General features: G+C 59.3%; 18 protein-coding genes. 13 read left to right on the top strand and 5 right to left on the bottom strand.

Features of this window, described 5'->3' with window-relative positions:
* Positions 1–216: 216 nt before the first annotated feature.
* Positions 217–1,749 (top strand): YifB family Mg chelatase-like AAA ATPase, encoded by a 1,533-nt coding sequence (locus AB1805_12660; GenBank protein ID MEW5746275.1) that lies wholly within the window; start codon positions 217–219, stop codon positions 1,747–1,749.
* Positions 1,750–1,790: 41 nt separating this feature from the next.
* Here the strand turns inward: AB1805_12660 and AB1805_12655 are convergent, their stop codons facing one another.
* Positions 1,791–2,051, bottom strand: a complete 261-nt coding sequence (locus AB1805_12655; GenBank protein MEW5746274.1) for a CopG family antitoxin — start codon at positions 2,049–2,051, stop codon at positions 1,791–1,793.
* Positions 2,051–2,323 (bottom strand): BrnT family toxin, encoded by a 273-nt coding sequence (locus AB1805_12650; protein ID MEW5746273.1) that lies wholly within the window; start codon positions 2,321–2,323, stop codon positions 2,051–2,053. The genes AB1805_12655 and AB1805_12650 overlap by 1 nt, the downstream gene beginning before the upstream one ends.
* A gap of 184 nt (positions 2,324–2,507) precedes the next feature.
* Between AB1805_12650 and AB1805_12645 the strand changes: the two genes are divergently transcribed.
* Positions 2,508–2,840 (top strand): ASCH domain-containing protein, encoded by a 333-nt coding sequence (locus AB1805_12645; GenBank protein ID MEW5746272.1) that lies wholly within the window; start codon positions 2,508–2,510, stop codon positions 2,838–2,840.
* 25 nt (positions 2,841–2,865) lie between these two features.
* Here the strand turns inward: AB1805_12645 and AB1805_12640 are convergent, their stop codons facing one another.
* Both AB1805_12640 and AB1805_12635 read right to left on the bottom strand, forming a co-directional pair.
* On the bottom strand, positions 2,866–4,428 hold the full coding sequence (locus AB1805_12640) for a 4Fe-4S binding protein (protein ID MEW5746271.1): 1,563 nt from the start codon (positions 4,426–4,428) through the stop codon (positions 2,866–2,868).
* A 33-nt stretch (positions 4,429–4,461) separates the two neighbouring features.
* Positions 4,462–5,364 (bottom strand): DUF362 domain-containing protein, encoded by a 903-nt coding sequence (locus tag AB1805_12635; GenBank protein MEW5746270.1) that lies wholly within the window; start codon positions 5,362–5,364, stop codon positions 4,462–4,464.
* A 213-nt stretch (positions 5,365–5,577) separates the two neighbouring features.
* Between AB1805_12635 and AB1805_12630 the strand changes: the two genes are divergently transcribed.
* A complete protein-coding gene (locus AB1805_12630; GenBank protein MEW5746269.1) occupies positions 5,578–6,156 on the top strand; it encodes a histone H1 in 579 nt (192 codons plus the stop codon).
* Between the two features lie 82 nt (positions 6,157–6,238).
* Here the strand turns inward: AB1805_12630 and greB are convergent, their stop codons facing one another.
* The gene (greB, locus tag AB1805_12625) at positions 6,239–6,745 is read right to left on the bottom strand and encodes a transcription elongation factor GreB (GenBank protein MEW5746268.1); all 507 of its coding nucleotides are present in this window, start codon (positions 6,743–6,745) and stop codon (positions 6,239–6,241) included.
* Positions 6,746–7,064: 319 nt separating this feature from the next.
* On the opposite strand from greB, the gene AB1805_12620 reads away from it, so the two are divergent.
* The 10 genes from AB1805_12620 (at position 7,065) to AB1805_12575 (ending at position 15,536) form a co-directional block, all read left to right on the top strand.
* Positions 7,065–7,244, top strand: a complete 180-nt coding sequence (locus tag AB1805_12620) for a hypothetical protein (GenBank protein ID MEW5746267.1) — start codon at positions 7,065–7,067, stop codon at positions 7,242–7,244.
* 144 nt (positions 7,245–7,388) lie between these two features.
* Positions 7,389–8,210: a 3-deoxy-8-phosphooctulonate synthase gene (kdsA, locus tag AB1805_12615; protein ID MEW5746266.1), complete on the top strand. Its 822-nt coding sequence runs from the start codon at positions 7,389–7,391 to the stop codon at positions 8,208–8,210.
* Positions 8,211–8,295: 85 nt separating this feature from the next.
* Positions 8,296–8,787, top strand: a complete 492-nt coding sequence (locus AB1805_12610; protein ID MEW5746265.1) for a hypothetical protein — start codon at positions 8,296–8,298, stop codon at positions 8,785–8,787.
* A 33-nt stretch (positions 8,788–8,820) separates the two neighbouring features.
* Positions 8,821–9,789: a KpsF/GutQ family sugar-phosphate isomerase gene (locus AB1805_12605; GenBank protein MEW5746264.1), complete on the top strand. Its 969-nt coding sequence runs from the start codon at positions 8,821–8,823 to the stop codon at positions 9,787–9,789.
* 38 nt (positions 9,790–9,827) lie between these two features.
* Positions 9,828–10,361: a 3-deoxy-manno-octulosonate-8-phosphatase KdsC gene (gene kdsC, locus AB1805_12600; protein MEW5746263.1), complete on the top strand. Its 534-nt coding sequence runs from the start codon at positions 9,828–9,830 to the stop codon at positions 10,359–10,361.
* Complete coding sequence (gene pgsA, locus AB1805_12595; protein MEW5746262.1) at positions 10,342–10,878, top strand: CDP-diacylglycerol--glycerol-3-phosphate 3-phosphatidyltransferase; 537 nt, start codon at positions 10,342–10,344, stop codon at positions 10,876–10,878. The genes kdsC and pgsA overlap by 20 nt, the downstream gene beginning before the upstream one ends.
* A 1-nt stretch (position 10,879) precedes the next feature.
* On the top strand, positions 10,880–11,518 hold the full coding sequence (plsY, locus tag AB1805_12590) for a glycerol-3-phosphate 1-O-acyltransferase PlsY (protein MEW5746261.1): 639 nt from the start codon (positions 10,880–10,882) through the stop codon (positions 11,516–11,518).
* Positions 11,519–11,531: 13 nt separating this feature from the next.
* On the top strand, positions 11,532–12,344 hold the full coding sequence (queC, locus tag AB1805_12585; protein ID MEW5746260.1) for a 7-cyano-7-deazaguanine synthase QueC: 813 nt from the start codon (positions 11,532–11,534) through the stop codon (positions 12,342–12,344).
* Positions 12,345–12,391: 47 nt separating this feature from the next.
* Complete coding sequence (locus AB1805_12580; protein ID MEW5746259.1) at positions 12,392–14,290, top strand: GNAT family N-acetyltransferase; 1,899 nt, start codon at positions 12,392–12,394, stop codon at positions 14,288–14,290.
* Between the two features lie 67 nt (positions 14,291–14,357).
* Positions 14,358–15,536, top strand: a complete 1,179-nt coding sequence (locus AB1805_12575) for a cytochrome c3 family protein (GenBank protein ID MEW5746258.1) — start codon at positions 14,358–14,360, stop codon at positions 15,534–15,536.
* Positions 15,537–15,602: the final 66 nt, after the last annotated feature.

Below are 15,602 nucleotides of genomic sequence, written 5' to 3'. Positions count from 1 at the left end.
TGGAGGGATAGTAACAAGAGAATGTTTGAGCGCCAGAAGTTGAGGAAACGGCCTCAGAAAGCAGCTGCATAAAACCGGACATTTCTATTTTGGTAAAAATAGGACATTTCTATTTTGGCTTGACACGTTTTTACCGCCTCATTGACATCACGGCGCCAATAAGAGATAATCAAACCGGCTCGTTTATTCCACGATACCCGGGGGGACCATCCGGCTATGCTGTCCAGGACGCTCAGCGCGTACGTCATCGGCATCGATGCGCATCCGGTCGAAGTAGAAGTCGATATCACGTCCAGAGGACTTCCCCACTTTTCGATGGTGGGGCTCCCCGATGCCGCGGTCAAGGAGAGCAAGGACCGGATCAAGGCAGCGCTCAAGAACATAGGCTTCAACTTCCCCCTGAAGCAGATCACCGTCAACCTGGCCCCTGCGGACCTGAAGAAAGAGGGGTCGTCCTTCGACCTCCCCATCGCCATAGGCATCGTCGCTGCGGAAGAGATCATCCCGACAGCGGCGCTCGACGAGTACCTCCTTGCCGGCGAGCTCTCGCTCGACGGTTCGATAAAGCCGATCAGGGGGGCGCTGCCCATGGCGCTCGAGGCGAAGCGGCGCGGCCTCAAGGGTATTCTCCTGCCGAAAGAGAACGCTGCCGAGGCTGCGGTGGTGGCGGGCATCGAGGTCTACAGCATGACGAACCTTCCGGAGACGATAGAATTCCTGGGCAACATCTCGCGAAAAGAGCCTTTTACCGTCGACATCGCGGAAGCGATGGCCGAGAATTCTCTCTATGAGGACGACTTCTGCGACGTGAAGGGACAGGAGCATGCGAAGCGCGCGCTCGAAGTGGCTGCGGCAGGAGGGCACAACATCCTCATGATCGGCCCGCCCGGCAGCGGGAAGACGATGCTTGCCCGGAGGATCCCCTCGATACTGCCGCCGATGACCTTCGAAGAGGCGCTCGAGACGACCAAGATCCATAGCGTTGCAGGGCTCCTCGCGAGCGGACAGTCGCTGCTCGCGACCCGCCCCTTCCGCGCTCCGCACCACACCATCTCGGATGTCGCGCTCATCGGCGGCGGCCAGATGCCACGGCCCGGCGAGGTCTCGCTCGCGCACCACGGCCTCCTCTTCCTCGACGAGCTGCCGGAGTTCAAGAGGAACGTGCTCGAAGTCCTGCGCCAGCCCCTCGAGAACGGGATGGTCACCGTCTCCCGGGCGGTGGCGACCGTCGCCTATCCCGCCCAGTTCGTCCTGGTGGCGGCGATGAATCCCTGCCCCTGCGGCTATTTCGGCGACGCCCGCCACCACTGCACCTGCACGCCGGGGATGATCAACCGCTACCGCTCGCGGGTGTCGGGGCCGCTCATGGACCGCATCGATATCCATACCGACGTGCCCGCCGTCCCTTACAAAGAGCTCTCGAACGAATATGCCGGAGAGAAGTCCGGGACGATCAGGCAGCGGGTCACCGAGGCGCGGGAGCGGCAGCTCGCGCGGTTCAAAGACGACAGGATATTCGCCAACGGCCAGATGAGGACGCGCCACATCAAGAAGCACTGCGTCCTCACCGAAGAGGCTCATTCTCTCCTCGACATGGCGATGCAGACGCTCGGCCTCAGCGCCCGGGCCTATTCAAGGATCCTGAAAGTCAGCCGCACCATCGCCGACCTCGACGCCTCGGAAACTATCCAGGGCAGCCACGTCTCCGAAGCGATTCAATACCGGACACTGGACAGGGGGCAGGGGTAACGATTATCCGGAACAATAAAGGTTTCGGGAGCCCTTTTTTATCATTTCTGGAGTATTTCTTTTTCGACACCCTTGGCAAGCAAGAGGCGTATATAGGCGTTATACGATATCCCTCTTTTTCTTGCCAGCATCTTCAGCTTTTTCAAAACGAGCGGATCGAATTTCAATGTCACGGGTGTCAGTTTCGGGCGCTCGAACGTATCGGTGCTCTCCTCGAGGTCTCCCCAGTATTCCGCTATCGAATGCTTTTCCCAAAACCGTATCTCTTCCTCCTGCGTCTTGAACGTCGGCAGCTTCTTCATTATTTTCCTCTTCTCTTGTAGAGTTTTCTCGTTGTATCATCCATGTCCATTGCCGTTATTGCCCTTGCCCTGCCCTTACCCTTCAAGACATACACAACAAAAAGATATCGTCCGGCAACGGTATATCCCAACAGGTATCTGGTGCCCCCTCGTCCCTTTTTTACCCATGGTTCATCATCGAAGGCGGCACTTTCCACCTCGTCGGGCGATACGCCATGCCTCGCTATGTGCTCAACATTGTCATCGTCCCATTCAAAGTCTCTAATTTCCATATCCTCATTTTCCTAAAAAGGTATTGCTATTGTCAATATAGCCGCCACCGTAATGTGTCCTGTACCTCTCTGTCAAAAGCCTCTATCCTCGCCGCGGTGGCGAATTCGCTCCGCCGCCGCGAGACTTTTCCCCTGTTTCCCTATACAATTTCTATAGAGACTGCCACACGGGAGGAGGCGCGACATGATCGTCAAGAAATCATTCCGTTTTGTTCTCAAGCCCGAATGGGAGACTGCGGTCAGGGAGGGACGCAAAACGATCGACGTGCGGCCCAATGCAGAGCGCTATGCCGACGTAAAGGTAGGGGACACCATCCACTACGCCTCAACGGAAGTGACGGTGACCGGCATCCGCGCCTACAACGGCCTGACCGACCTGGTCCATCACGAAGACTACCGCAACGCGGTCCCTGAAGCGAAGAGCGCGGACGAGGCGCTCCGGAAACTGCATGGGGTCGGCCTCCACGATATCCCGCCCCACGGCGTCCTCGCCTTTGAGGTAGCGTTCGTAAAATGAACGGGGAGAGGGCAGAGGAAGGAGCTTAGCTGCCGTACGGTCCCGACCCCATCAGCAGCCGGTTCTCTCTTGACCGCGACTCGCCGATGCTCGTGACATAGATCGCCGGCTTGCCGAGGACCGGGCACTTCGCTTCGCAGATGCCGCAGCCGATGCAGAGGTCGAGGTCGATGCGCGGCTGCTCCACCGCAGCCGTTCTGCCCTCGCGATCTTTCACCGCCACCTCCTCCAGCCAGATCGCCTTCTTCGGGGTGGGACAGACCTCCTCGCAGACGATGCAGGGTTTTCCATGGGCATAGGGCAGGCAGCGTCCCTTGTCGATCATCGCGGTGCCGATGCTCACCTTGGCCTTTTCTTTCTGGTCGAGCTGCCTGATCGCTCCCGTAGGGCAGACCTGGCCGCAGAGCGTACAGCGGTATTCGCAGTAGCCGATGGCCGGGACGAGCACCGGCGACCATATCCCTTCGAGGCCGGCTTCGAGCAGGGTCGGCTGGAGGCCGTTGGTGATGCAGACCTTCATGCACTCGCCGCACTTGACGCACCGCTTGAGAAACTCCTTCTCGTCAACTGCCCCCGGAGGCCTGATGAGACGGGGATCGGACCCTCCCGGCCTGCCGAGAGGACTCACCCTCAGCAGCGGGACAGCGACAACCCCCGCGGCCATTGCACCGACGACCCTTCGCCTCCCCAGGTCCATCCCTGCCGCAGCCTTTTTTCCGCGGAACCCGAAGCTGACGGCATTCTTCGGGCAGACATCGTCGCAGTTCAGGCAGTAGCAGCACTCGGCGTCCTTCCATTCACTCCCTTTATCGGGCGCGGCGCCGCCCTGGCAGACCGCTGCGCACGCGCCGCACGAGCTGCAGCCCTCGCTGACCGAACGCTTGAGGAGAGAGAACCGGGAGAGGATACCGAGCAGCGCGCCGAGCGGGCAGAGATAGCGGCACCAGAACCGCTTCTCGACGAGGTTCAGTCCCAGCACGAGCAGGAAGAGCCCTCCTATCAACGCGGCCTGGTTGTAAAGCGGCTGCTGGAAGGCGAGCACGGTCTCCTTCAATCCGGTATAGATCGCCTCGGATACCCCGACGAGACCGCGGATATCCGTACGGTAGATCGCGTCAAAAGCAGCATGCGCTGTGGCATTGAAGGCAGGATAGATGCCGAGCGAGAGCGACCTGATGAGCAGCGAGAGGGGGTCCATGATGCCCACCAGTTGGAGCGTGAAGAGCGACGAAACGAGCAGGAAGGTGAGAATTAAATATTTGACCCTGTGCCACTCCCGGCCGACCGCATGCCCGCGCCGCCTCCCGAGCGCGCCGACCATGTTGTTGAGCGTCCCGAGCGGACAGACCCACCCGCAGAAGACTCTGCCCAGAAGCAGCGTGATGGCGATCACGATGAGCGACCAATAGAACGCCCTGGCGACCGTATGGGCCGAGAGGAGGGTGGTGATGAAGATAAGGGGATCGAAATCGAGGAAGAGGCGCACCGGATACCCGAGCTCATCCCTGCCCTTCGCCTCGGTCTGGATGAAGAGGAAGAGAAAGAGGAGAAGGAAAAGCCCCTGGGAGACGCGGCGAAAGGTCTTCATGCCCACGAAAGCCTGCCGATTCTATAAAAAACGCTAAACAGCAATCTTTCTTATTTTCATCCTCGTCAGATCCATTGACCCGAGCCCGCGCTTGTCAGCGATCTTCACATACCCGAGATCGCTGCCCTTCATGCCGAAGAGCGTCGCGCCATACGCATCGACCGCGACCTGGTCGATGCCGGCGATCACCGTATCGAGCCTCTTCACATCGGCGAGGCTGCCGCCCTGGGGGCCGTTCGCGGTGAGCACGCGCACCGCGTCGAGAACGGTCAAGGTCGGCTTGATCACCAGGGCGAGATCGGCGAGGCTCTCTTCGAGCTTCTGGTGGATCATGCTCCGGGAGCCGCCCATCACCCCCATCCAGTTCTTCATCGCCATCGTCAGCTTTGCCCGGCTGTGGTGCTTTGCGATGGGGATATTGATTATCTTGTCCGCCTCGAAGAGCTCGGTATAGAGGGGCCACTCTTTCAGCGCCTCCCCTTTTATCGAGAAATCCCTGAACTTCCGGTCGTCCATGTAGCGAAGATCGGCGCCCAGGGCGCCGGCGGCATCGGCAATACCGCTCTGGACATAACACCGCCTGGGGTCGTTCACCGAGCGGTCGAAGATCTTCACCTTCTTCGCTCCTGCCTCGAAGCAGAGCTTCACTACGGCAGCGACGACCTCGGGGTTGGTCGTGGCGGCGAATTCAGGGGTCCTGTCGAAGCCCATGTTGGGCTTCACGACAACGACATCCCCCCGCGAAACGAACCGCTTGATCCCGCCCATCGCCTCGAGAGCGGCGGCGACCATCTTCGCGGGAGAGGCGCCGCTCGCAACAGCAAGGTCCACCCTTTCCGCTGCAGCGGCGTCCCCGACAAGGGGAGCGAGGCCAGGGGGAAGAGCGAGGCTGAGGCCGGCCACTCCTGCTGCCTTAAGGAACTGCCTGCGGTCCACTATAGTACCTCCACCTTAATTCATAACCGTTATTACGAGAGCGGGAAACAGCATGCTCATGCATCTCGCCTGATTATACCACGGTCAGGGGAGCCCCCTGACCGGGCGCGGGGATCGAATAAGGCAAGATGTTGAAATGGCACATTAATCTGTTTACTTTTGGGCTCCGGTGCTGATACAATGCGCACATAAAATTTTGCGAGGAGGATGGTTATGGCCCAAAAGAAGCCGGCTGCAAAGAAGCCGGCAGTCAGGAAATCAGCAGCAAAGAAAACAGCAGTGAAGAAGCCTGCGTCGTCGAAGAAGACAGCGCCCAAAAAAGCAGCGACCGGGAAAAAGCCGGCGGCCAAACGCACTGCAGCCAAAAAGCCCGCTGCCAAGAAGGCCCCGTCAAAAAAGACCTCCGCAAAATCCGCTCCTAAAAAAGCGACGACGAAGACAAAGAAGGCACAACCCAAGGCGACGACCAAAAAGAAAGCGCCGGCTGCTCCGAAAAAAGCGGCAGGGAGAAAGACTTCTCGAAAAGCAGTTAAGAAGAGCGCTCCCCGCAGAGCGGCCATCTCATTCATCGCAGCAGCACAGAAGACCGCGCCGCAGAAAACGGTGAGTAAAAGAGCGACGACGGCACGGAAGAACGGTCTTCAGCAGGTGATTGCGAAAATAACGACAAAGGCTAAAAAAGCGGCTCCGAGAAAGGTCGTCGAAAAGATCGCCTCTGCCGCGAGGAAGCCGGAAATGAAGAAGCCGATCACCCTGATCATCCACAGGATCAACGGGCTGTACGGCTACTAGACCATCCTGAAATAGAAAGCAGGCAGACTGCTGCCCGGAGAGGGAAACGGGCGTTCTGCTCCGAGCACAATGAACGGCCGGATCATGCGCTATACCGTATCTCTACAACGGTAAAGACCGCTCTGCCCTTCGGCCGCTGGACAACGACCTCATCGCCTTCGCACCGCCCTATGAGGGCCTTCCCCACCGGCGAATCGATGCTGATCAGCCCTTTCTTGAAGTCCGTTTCGTCGGGCCCCACGATGCGGTACTCGACAGCCTCCTCTTCGTCATCTTCAGGCTCGAGCCTCACCCAGGCGCCGAAGAAGACCCGGCTCGTATCATCGGGCAGCCGGTCCACGACCACCAGCTCACCGAGACGCTTGGTCAAAAAGCGGACGCGGGCGTCGATCTCGCGCAGCTGCTTTTTGCCGTAGATATACTCCGCATTTTCAGAACGGTCTCCCTGGGCTGCCGCCTCGGCGACCGCCTGGGTCACCTGGGGCCGCTTCACCTTCCATAAAAACGCGAGCTCGTCACTCAACCGTTTTCTCCCTTCGGGAGTGATATACCGGGAGCCGGGCTGTTGGGGTGGTCTGTATCTTCTCATGGGATAATAACAATTGTCCTGGCCGCAGCCTTTATTTTACCTCTTTCAGGCGGTATAATCCACATAGGGAGCCCCGCAGCGGCCCCGATGCTTTGCACATCAAGAGCCCCTAACGCAATGAAAGGCATGGAGTCGGACGAGGCATAGTATGTGGAGCGGTATCAGCAGCCCGAGCGGAGGAAGGATTCCGGAGCGGGCTGGTGCCTCGGAGGACGGCTGGATGCCGTCCGAGAATGAGCGAACATACTGTGCCTCGTCCGACTCCCCCTGCTCATTCAGTTAGACGCTCTAAATTTCATATAGCTATGGAGGAATGATCATGAGATTCGAGCTCGAAGGCACCCTGCTCAAAATGACCCCGGAGAATGAACGGGAGAAGGCAGAACTGAACCAGCTCTGGACGATCATCATCGGCTGCGTTAACGAAGGCAAGAGGCTCGTTCCGGTAGGCGAGTACCTTCCGGGCATCAAGGAGGTGGCGGTCTTTAACATCGAATAGCACAGGCCGCCGGAGCAGTGCTGCCGATAAGGGCGGGGCGCAGTATCCCCGCCCTTTCTCTTGCCCTCCCTTTGCCGCGCTCAGGCCGATAACAAAGACCCGCCCCTTAGTGATATAATACACGGTAAAAATCGACCGGCATTTATGAAAGTTACGATACACGACATAAAGGTGGGCGATGGCGCTCCTCCGCTCATTATTGCGGGCCCCTGCGTGATCGAGAGCGAAGAGATCACGCTCCAGACCGCCCTGCGGCTGAAAGAGATCTGCAGCGCTGCCGGGCTTCCTTTCATCTTCAAGAGCTCCTATGACAAAGCGAACAGGACCTCGGCAGCCTCGTATCGCGGACCGGGAATGGACAGGGGGCTCAGGATCCTGGATGAGGTGAAGAAAAAGGTCGCGGTGCCCGTGCTGTCGGATATCCACTCTCCCGATGAGGCAGCGGCCGCTGCGCAGGTGCTCGATGTGCTGCAGCTGCCCGCCTTCCTCTGCCGCCAGACCGACCTCATCCTCGCTGCCGCCCGTACCGGCAAGCCGGTGAATATAAAAAAGGGCCAGTTCCTCGCCCCCTGGGATGTGCGGAACATCATCGAGAAGTTTACGTCCACCGGCAACAGGCAGCTGCTCCTCACCGAGCGGGGGACCTCCTTCGGGTACAACAATCTCGTCGTCGACTTCAGGAGCCTGCCGATCATGCGCTCCTTCGGCCACCCTGTCATCTTCGATGTGACCCATAGCCTTCAACTCCCCGGAGGACAGGGCGCCTCGTCCGGAGGGCAGAGGGAGTTTGCCGAGGCCTTTGCCCGTGCCGCGGTCGCGGTCGGCGTCGACGGCCTCTTCATGGAGGTCCATCCCGACCCTGATAAGGCGCTCTGTGACGGACCCAACATGATCCCTCTGGATAAGGTGCCTCGACTGCTGAGGATGATAAAGGATATTCACGGGCTTATGGCTGCACAAGCATAATGCATGTGCATGCACGCTGAAGGAACCTGTTTAGCGCTGTCACCGTGCCGGTGACCTTTTGATAACTGCACGAGGGGGGAAGTGTATGGCATTCAGAATTGCAGTCGCTTTACTGGCGTTCGGCATTGTCTGTTCTTTCTCAGGCGCTGTCCTGCGGGCCGCTCATAGTGAGGACGCGGTATACGGTAATGAGGATCTGAAGAGGTATGCAAAGCCCTCTGACCGGAAGGCGCCAAAAACCGTACCGGCAAGGAGCGATGACAGAAAGGAGCGGGCACGGGCGATAGAGGAACAGAAGGAGAAAGAGTACTGGTGCAAGAGAGCGAGCGCCTTCCGGAAGAGGGTCGAAGAGGCGAACGATACCGTCAGGGAGGCGGAGGCAAAACTCGCGGCGCTCGGCAGCGCTCCGTCAAAAGACAAGACAAAAGATAGGAAGAGAGCAGCGCAGGCGCAGAAGAGCGTCGATCACGCCCGGAAGGAGTTGAGGGAACGCGAGCGGGACCTGAGCGAGCTCGAAGACGAGGCGCACCGGAAGGGAGTTCCCCCGGGCTGGCTTCGCTGCCAGTATACCTGGTAGGCGCTTAATGAGAACGCAAGAGGGCAGTTGGAGATGGACAATATTCTCGACATAGCAAGAAAAGTCATCCGTACGGAAGCGGAAGCGGTCGCTGCGCTCGCCGCCAAGCTCAACGGCAGCTTCGAAGAGGCCGTCGACCTCATCTTCAGCTGTTCGGGCAGGGTCATCGTCACCGGCATGGGGAAGTCGGGGCTGGTGGGCAAGAAGATCGCCGCCACCCTCACTTCTACAGGGACACCGGCATTCTTCATGCATCCTGCTGAAGCGGGCCACGGCGACCTGGGCATGGTCACTGCCGATGACATCATCATCGCCCTGTCGAACAGCGGGGAGACGGAGGAGCTCATCGGGCTGCTCCCTTTTCTCGAGCGCTTCAGCGTAAAGCTGATCTCGCTGTCGGGAAAGGCCAACTCGACCCTCTCGAGGGCTGCCGACGTCGCCCTTGACGTATCGGTGACCGAGGAGGCCTGCCCGCTCGGTATAGTCCCCACCGCCTCCACGACCGCTGCTATGGCAATGGGCGACGCCCTCGCCGTCGCCCTCCTGACCAGGAGAGGGTTCAAGCGGGAAGACTTCGCCAATTATCATCCGGGCGGCAACCTCGGCAAGAAGCTGCTCGTGCGCGTCAAGGACCTGATGCATACCGGCGACGCGCTCCCCATGGTATTCCCGGATACACCCATGACGAAAGTCATTATGGAGATATCGTCCAAACGCCTCGGCGTTACCGTTGTTGCGGATGTCGATATGAAGGTGCTGGGCATCGTCACCGACGGAGACCTCCGCCGCGGGATCGAGAAGCGGGGCAAAGACTTCCTGGACCTGCATGCCGAAGAGGTGATGACGAAGAACCCGAAGACGATCAGCGAGGACGAGCTCGCGGCAAAAGCGCTGGCCATAATGGAAGAGAAGTCCATAACCTCGATCGTCGTCCCCGACGACAAGGGACGGGCAAAGGGGATCATCCATCTCCATGATATATTGAGAGAGGGAATCGCATAATGAAACGCCGCCTGCACCGAGACCCAGGACAGAGCAGAATGTCTCCTCCGGAAACGCTCAGGATCGCCAAAAAGATCAAGCTCCTCGCCCTCGATGTCGACGGCGTGCTCACCGACGGGAGTATCGTCCTCGACAACGACGATAACGAGTACAAGGCCTTCCATGTGCGGGACGGCCACGGCATCGTGATGCTGCGGCAGGCGGGAATACCGGTAGCGATCATCACCGGCAGGAATTCGAAGGTGGTCGACAGGAGGGCAAAAGAGCTCGGGATCGCCGAGGTCTACCAGAAGTGCCACAAGAAGACGGTCGCCTATGAGGAGCTCCTCCGGAAATTCGGCATCACCGACGAGGAGGTGGCATACATCGGCGATGACGTGGTGGACATCCCGCTCTTCAGGCGGGTCGGCCTTGCCGTGGCGGTCGCCGATGCCGCAGATGAGGCAAAAGAGGCGGCACGGCTGGTGACGACGGCCCGCGGCGGCAGGGGAGCGGTGCGGGAAATATGCGACCTCATATTGAAAGCAAACGGCAAGTGGGACCTGCTGCTCGATGAGTACTATAACGCTTAATCTCCCGACCCTCCTCACCTTCAGCAGGATCGTCCTGATCCCCTTCTTCGTTCTCGTAACGCCCGGGAACCCCTACTGGGGCATCGCCATATTCCTGATCGCCTCGGCCACGGACTTCCTGGACGGCTATCTTGCACGCCGGTCGGGGCAGATCACGAAGTTCGGCATCATTCTCGACCCCATCGCCGACAAGTTCCTCGTCATATCCGCCCTGATACTCCTCGTGGACATGGCGAGGCTCTCCGCATGGATCGCGATGGTCATCATCGTCAGGGAGTTCGTCGTCACCGCGTTGCGGGTGGTCGCCCTCTCGAAAGATATCGTTATCCCTGCAGAGAAGGGGGGAAAACTGAAGACCACGGCGCAGATGACCTCGATCATCCTGCTCCTGCTGCCCGGCGGCATCGGGGAGCTCGATTTCTACGATGTCGGGCTGCTCCTCATGTACGTAGCCCTCGTGCTCGCCCTGGTCTCCGGGATCAACTATACCGTCTCTTTCTGGAAGCGGATACAGTGAAATGATTATTATTCTCGCACTGATCGCGTTTCTCATCGGTTCGATACCCACCGGCGTGGTAATCGCCCGGAGCAAGGGCATCGACCTCAGAGGCGTCGGCAGCGGGAACATCGGCGCCACGAATGTCATGCGCGCTGCCGGGAAAGAGGCCGCCCTCCTCACCCTGATCGGGGATATGGCGAAGGGAGCGATACCGCTCCTCCTCTACAGGGGCCTCCTGGCGTGGGGAATGCCGCCCCTCGAGCCCGAGCTCCTGCAGGGCACGGGGTATGCTCCCCGGACGGTCATCGAGGGAGTGCTCGGCATCAGCGCCATCGCCGGCCATGATTTTTCCCTCTTCCTCAAGGGCAGGGGCGGCAAGGGCGTTGCCACGAGCCTCGGGGTCCTGCTCGTCTTCTCCCCTCATGTCGGCCTGTTCACGATCACGCTCTGGCTGATCACGGCAAAGTGGACGCGGTACTCCTCCCTGAGCGCGCTCGTAGCGTTCGGGCTGCTGCCGGTGTCGTTTTTCCTCATCGACTATGCCCCGGAGCGGCTCCTCGTTGCATTCGCCATAGCTCTTCTGATATTTATTAAGCATAGAGATAACATCCGGCGGCTCCTGCAGGGGACAGAGGGCAAAATAGGAGAGAAAAAATAGGATCTGAAAGAGTATGTCCAAGAGAGCGGTAGTCCTTCTGAGCGGCGGGGTCGATTCAGCGACCGCGGCGGCACTCGCAAAGGCAGGGGGATTCGAAGTCTATGCCTTGAGCTTCGATTACGCCCAGCGCCACCGGCGCGAGCTCGAATCGGCAAAAATGGTCGCCGAGAGCCTCGGCGTCTCGAAGCACCTCGTCATTGCGTTCGACATGAGCCGGATCGGCGGCTCTGCGTTGACTGCGGATATGGAAGTGCCAAAAGACCGTGATGAGTTATCCGTAATGCTTAATGAGTTAAAAGAAAATACTGATCACGCATCACGCATCACGCATCGCGCTTCCCCGATCCCGGTAACCTACGTTCCTGCACGCAATACGATATTCCTCTCTTTTGCGCTCGGCTGGGCAGAGGTGCTCGAAGCAGCCGACCTCTTCATCGGAGCGAATGCCGTGGACTACAGCGGCTACCCCGACTGCCGCCCCGAGTATCTCGAAGCGTTCGAGCGGATGGCGAATCTCTCGACGAGAGCTTCGGTCGAAGGCAGGCTGCGGTTCACGATCAATGCCCCGCTCCTCTCCCTGACAAAAGGCGAAATCATAAAAAAGGGCGCTGCCGCAGGTCTCGACTACGCATTGACCTGGAGCTGCTACGATCCGCAGGAAGACCGCAATGCGTTATCCGTAACGCGTAACGAGTTAAAGGAGAAAGCCGATCACGCGTTACACGTTACGGATCCCCGTTTTATTCCCTGCGGCAGGTGCGACAGCTGCATCATACGGGCAAAAGGGTTCAAGGAGGCGGGGATGCAGGACCCGCTCATTCGGTAGGGACGATAGCGGCGTTACCGGTCTCACTTACCTCTTAAGGAGGCACCATGGCAGTGGAGCAGCGGCATCGCGGACTGGAGGAAGCGCAGCGGCAGTACCCGGAAAAATTCGCCTCCCTTGAGGCTGTCTTCAGCTCCATTCATCCCGGCGACCGCATCTTCGTCGGGACCGGCTGCGGCGAGCCCCAATGCCTCGTCCGCGCGCTGCTCGGTCATGTGCAGTCCCATCCGAAGGCCTTTTTCGATACCGAGCTGCTGCAGGTCTGGAATCTCGGCGTCTCGCCCTACGCAGACGAGAAGTTCAAGGACTATTTCAGACACAACGCCTTTTTCATCGGAAAGAACGCGCGGGATGCCGTGAACCGGGGCGTTGCTGATTATACGCCGGTCTTTCTCTCGGCGGTCCCGGAGCTCTTCCGCACACAACGGATCCCCCTCGATGTCGCCCTGGTACAGACCTCGCTGCCGGACAAGCACGGCTATGTGAGCCTCGGCATCAGTGTCGATATCGTGCGCGCAGCCATCGACCACGCCCCGCTGGTGGTCGCCCAGGCGAACGCCTTCATGCCCCGCGTGCATGGCGAGACCTTCATCCACCTGCGCGATATCGACTTCGTCGTGCCCTGCGACGAGCCGCTCCTCGAGTTCGAGGCGAAGGCGCCCGACGAGATCGCCGAAAAGATCGGCATGTATGTTTCACGGATTATCCAGGACGGCGATACGATCCAGGTTGGCTACGGCAGCATTCCCAACGCCATCCTTGCCCACCTTGATACCAAGCGGAACCTGGGTGTTCACACTGAGCTGCTCACCGACGGCGTCATCGAGCTCATGAAGAAGGGAGCCGTCGACAATTCACGGAAAGATCTGAACCGGGGCAAGACCGTCGCCGCTTTCTGCATGGGGAAAGAGGAGACCTACGCCTATATCCACGATAACCCGAGCATCGAGTTCAGGCCGGTGAGCTATACCAACAACCCGCTCGTCATCGCCCGGAACCGGAACATGGTGGCGATCAACAGCGCCCTCGAGATCGATCTCACCGGCCAGGCGACGGCCGAATCGATCGGCAAGTACTTCTTCAGCGGCATCGGCGGACAGGCAGACTTCATGCGGGGCGCCGTCCTCTCGCCGGGAGGAAAGACCATCCTGGCGCTCCAGTCGACAGCGGAAGACGGCGAGGTCTCGAGGATCGTCCCCTTTCTGAGCGAAGGCGCGGGGATAACCCTGACGCGGGGCGACCTCCACTACGTCATTACCGAGTACGGCATCGCCTACCTGCACGGGAAGAACATCCGCGAACGGGCCATGGACCTGATCGCCATAGCCCATCCGAAGTTCAGGCACCGGCTCATCGAGGAGGCGCGGCGGCTCAACCTCATCTACAAGGACCAGGCGTTCATCAGGGGAGAGGCGGGAGAATACCCCGAAGAGCTCGAGACCTGCCGGACCACGAAGACGGGGATGACCATCTGGCTCCGCCCCGTACGGATCACCGACGAGCCGCTCCTGAAGGATTTCTTTTATTCTCTTTCGAACGATTGCATGTACCACCGGTTCATCTCGACACGGCGGGACATGCCGCACGACCGGCTGCAGCAGTTCGTCGTCATCGACTATACGAAGGAGATGGTCATCCTCGCCGCTCTCAGAAAGGACGACCGCGAAGAGATCATCGGCATGGGCCAGTACTACATCGACGAGGCGGCCCACAGGGCCGAGGTGGCGTTTGTCGTCCGTGACGACTGCCAGAACCTCGGCATCGGAACGGAGCTCCTGTCGTACCTGACCTATCTGGCGAAAAAGAGCGGGCTCCACGGCTTTACCGCCGAGGTGCTCATAGACAACAAACCCATGCTCCATCTGTTCGAGGCCGCGGGATTCTCGATCGAGCGGCGGGCTGAAGCAGGAGTGTATGAGCTGCAGATGGCGTTCGGTGGCCGCTGAGCAGCGCAAAGTACATTTTTCTGCTGCATTTTGATTATCCTATATGATCGAGCCTGCAAGGAGGACTATGATGCCGGGTAAAGGATACAGATTGCCAGTTGTCGTTATTCTCGCCGCCGTGGTCGTGCTCTCGATAGCCGGTCGCGCCCCGGCGCGGCAGTACCCCGATTGTCTGCAGTGTCATATCCATAAGAAGAAAGCAGAGGGGAAGTATGTCCACCCCATTTACAAGCAGGGCTGCCATTCGTGCCATACCAACGCGCATCTGCAGGAGTCGCCGTTTCCCAAGTTCCTGTTCAATAAAGGGGTCGATTTATGCTGGGCGTGCCATGAAAAGGCAAAGTTCTCGAGAACGGTGGGACACCCCCCGGTGGCAAAGGGTGAATGCCTGTCATGCCATGATGTCCACACCAGCGACACGGCGAAGCTCCTGCTGGCCCCTATGCCCGACCTGTGCTTCATGTGCCATGACAAGGAAACGTTCGTCAATCATACCAGCCATCCGCCCGTCGCCGACGGCAAATGCACCTCATGCCACGACCCGCACAGCAGCGATGCGAAAAGGCTCCTCCTTGCAGAGATGCCCCGCCTCTGCTTTACATGCCACAATGAGGAGCGCTACATATCTCCCACGAAGAAGAGGCACCATCCTCCGGTGCTGAACGGAAAGTGCATGAGCTGCCACGAGCCGCATGCATCCTCAGCTCGGCGCCTGCTCATAACGGCTATCCCCGATTTGTGCTTTACCTGCCATGAGGCGGCGTATTTCAAGGATACCTATACCCACGCCCCGACCGCTTCAGGGATGTGTACGAGCTGCCACGAGCCGCATGAGAGCGACACCAGAAAGCTCACCATCGCCCAGGGCGCCGACCTCTGCTTCACCTGCCACGATAAGGCCGACTTCATCAAGCCCGGCCTGCATCCGCCTGTTGCCGCAGGCATGTGCTCGGTATGCCATGACCCCCATGCCGCTCCGAACATATTCCAGCTGCGCCTCCCCATATCCGAAGGCTGCCTGCAATGCCACCCGCGTATCGCCAAGGCCCCCCATGTGCTCGGCGGGTTCACCGAGGCGGGGCACCCCCTGTCGGGCAGAAAACACGAGAAGAGCAGCAGCGGAGAGCTCACCTGCGCGAGCTGCCACACTCCCCACAGCTCCGACTACATGAAGCTCTTCAGGTATCCGGCAGAGAAGCCCATGGATCTCTGCAAGAACTGCCACGAGCATCCTTCGGGAGGCTAAGGCAATGGGAACGGTAACGGCAGTGAGCTATTATCTCTTGATTCTAAATGCCTTCCGCAGTAAACT

It is taken from the genome of Nitrospirota bacterium, assembly GCA_040752355.1.
Lineage (GTDB): Bacteria > Nitrospirota > Thermodesulfovibrionia > Thermodesulfovibrionales > Dissulfurispiraceae > JBFMCP01.
The sequence above is the reverse complement of the archived record's forward strand: the minus strand, read 5'-3'. Positions and strand labels throughout refer to the sequence as shown.

Bases quoted from the DNA above. Each gene is read 5' to 3' on its own strand.
- AB1805_12645 (MEW5746272.1), top strand. From the start codon at position 2,508: ATGATCGTCAAGAAATCATTCCGTTTTGTTCTCAAGCCCGAATGGGAG.
- plsY (MEW5746261.1), top strand. From the start codon at position 10,880: ATGATTATTATTCTCGCACTGATCGCGTTTCTCATCGGTTCGATACCC.
- AB1805_12660 (MEW5746275.1), top strand. From the start codon at position 217: ATGCTGTCCAGGACGCTCAGCGCGTACGTCATCGGCATCGATGCGCAT.
- AB1805_12655 (MEW5746274.1), bottom strand. From the start codon at position 2,051: ATGAAGAAGCTGCCGACGTTCAAGACGCAGGAGGAAGAGATACGGTTT.
- AB1805_12575 (MEW5746258.1), top strand. From the start codon at position 14,358: ATGATGCCGGGTAAAGGATACAGATTGCCAGTTGTCGTTATTCTCGCC.
- AB1805_12630 (MEW5746269.1), top strand. From the start codon at position 5,578: ATGGCCCAAAAGAAGCCGGCTGCAAAGAAGCCGGCAGTCAGGAAATCA.
- AB1805_12620 (MEW5746267.1), top strand. From the start codon at position 7,065: ATGAGATTCGAGCTCGAAGGCACCCTGCTCAAAATGACCCCGGAGAAT.
- pgsA (MEW5746262.1), top strand. From the start codon at position 10,342: ATGAGTACTATAACGCTTAATCTCCCGACCCTCCTCACCTTCAGCAGG.
- kdsA (MEW5746266.1), top strand. From the start codon at position 7,389: ATGAAAGTTACGATACACGACATAAAGGTGGGCGATGGCGCTCCTCCG.
- AB1805_12640 (MEW5746271.1), bottom strand. From the start codon at position 4,428: ATGAAGACCTTTCGCCGCGTCTCCCAGGGGCTTTTCCTTCTCCTCTTT.
- kdsC (MEW5746263.1), top strand. From the start codon at position 9,828: ATGTCTCCTCCGGAAACGCTCAGGATCGCCAAAAAGATCAAGCTCCTC.
- AB1805_12650 (MEW5746273.1), bottom strand. From the start codon at position 2,323: ATGGAAATTAGAGACTTTGAATGGGACGATGACAATGTTGAGCACATA.
- AB1805_12610 (MEW5746265.1), top strand. From the start codon at position 8,296: ATGGCATTCAGAATTGCAGTCGCTTTACTGGCGTTCGGCATTGTCTGT.
- AB1805_12605 (MEW5746264.1), top strand. From the start codon at position 8,821: ATGGACAATATTCTCGACATAGCAAGAAAAGTCATCCGTACGGAAGCG.
- queC (MEW5746260.1), top strand. From the start codon at position 11,532: ATGTCCAAGAGAGCGGTAGTCCTTCTGAGCGGCGGGGTCGATTCAGCG.
- AB1805_12580 (MEW5746259.1), top strand. From the start codon at position 12,392: ATGGCAGTGGAGCAGCGGCATCGCGGACTGGAGGAAGCGCAGCGGCAG.
- greB (MEW5746268.1), bottom strand. From the start codon at position 6,745: ATGAGAAGATACAGACCACCCCAACAGCCCGGCTCCCGGTATATCACT.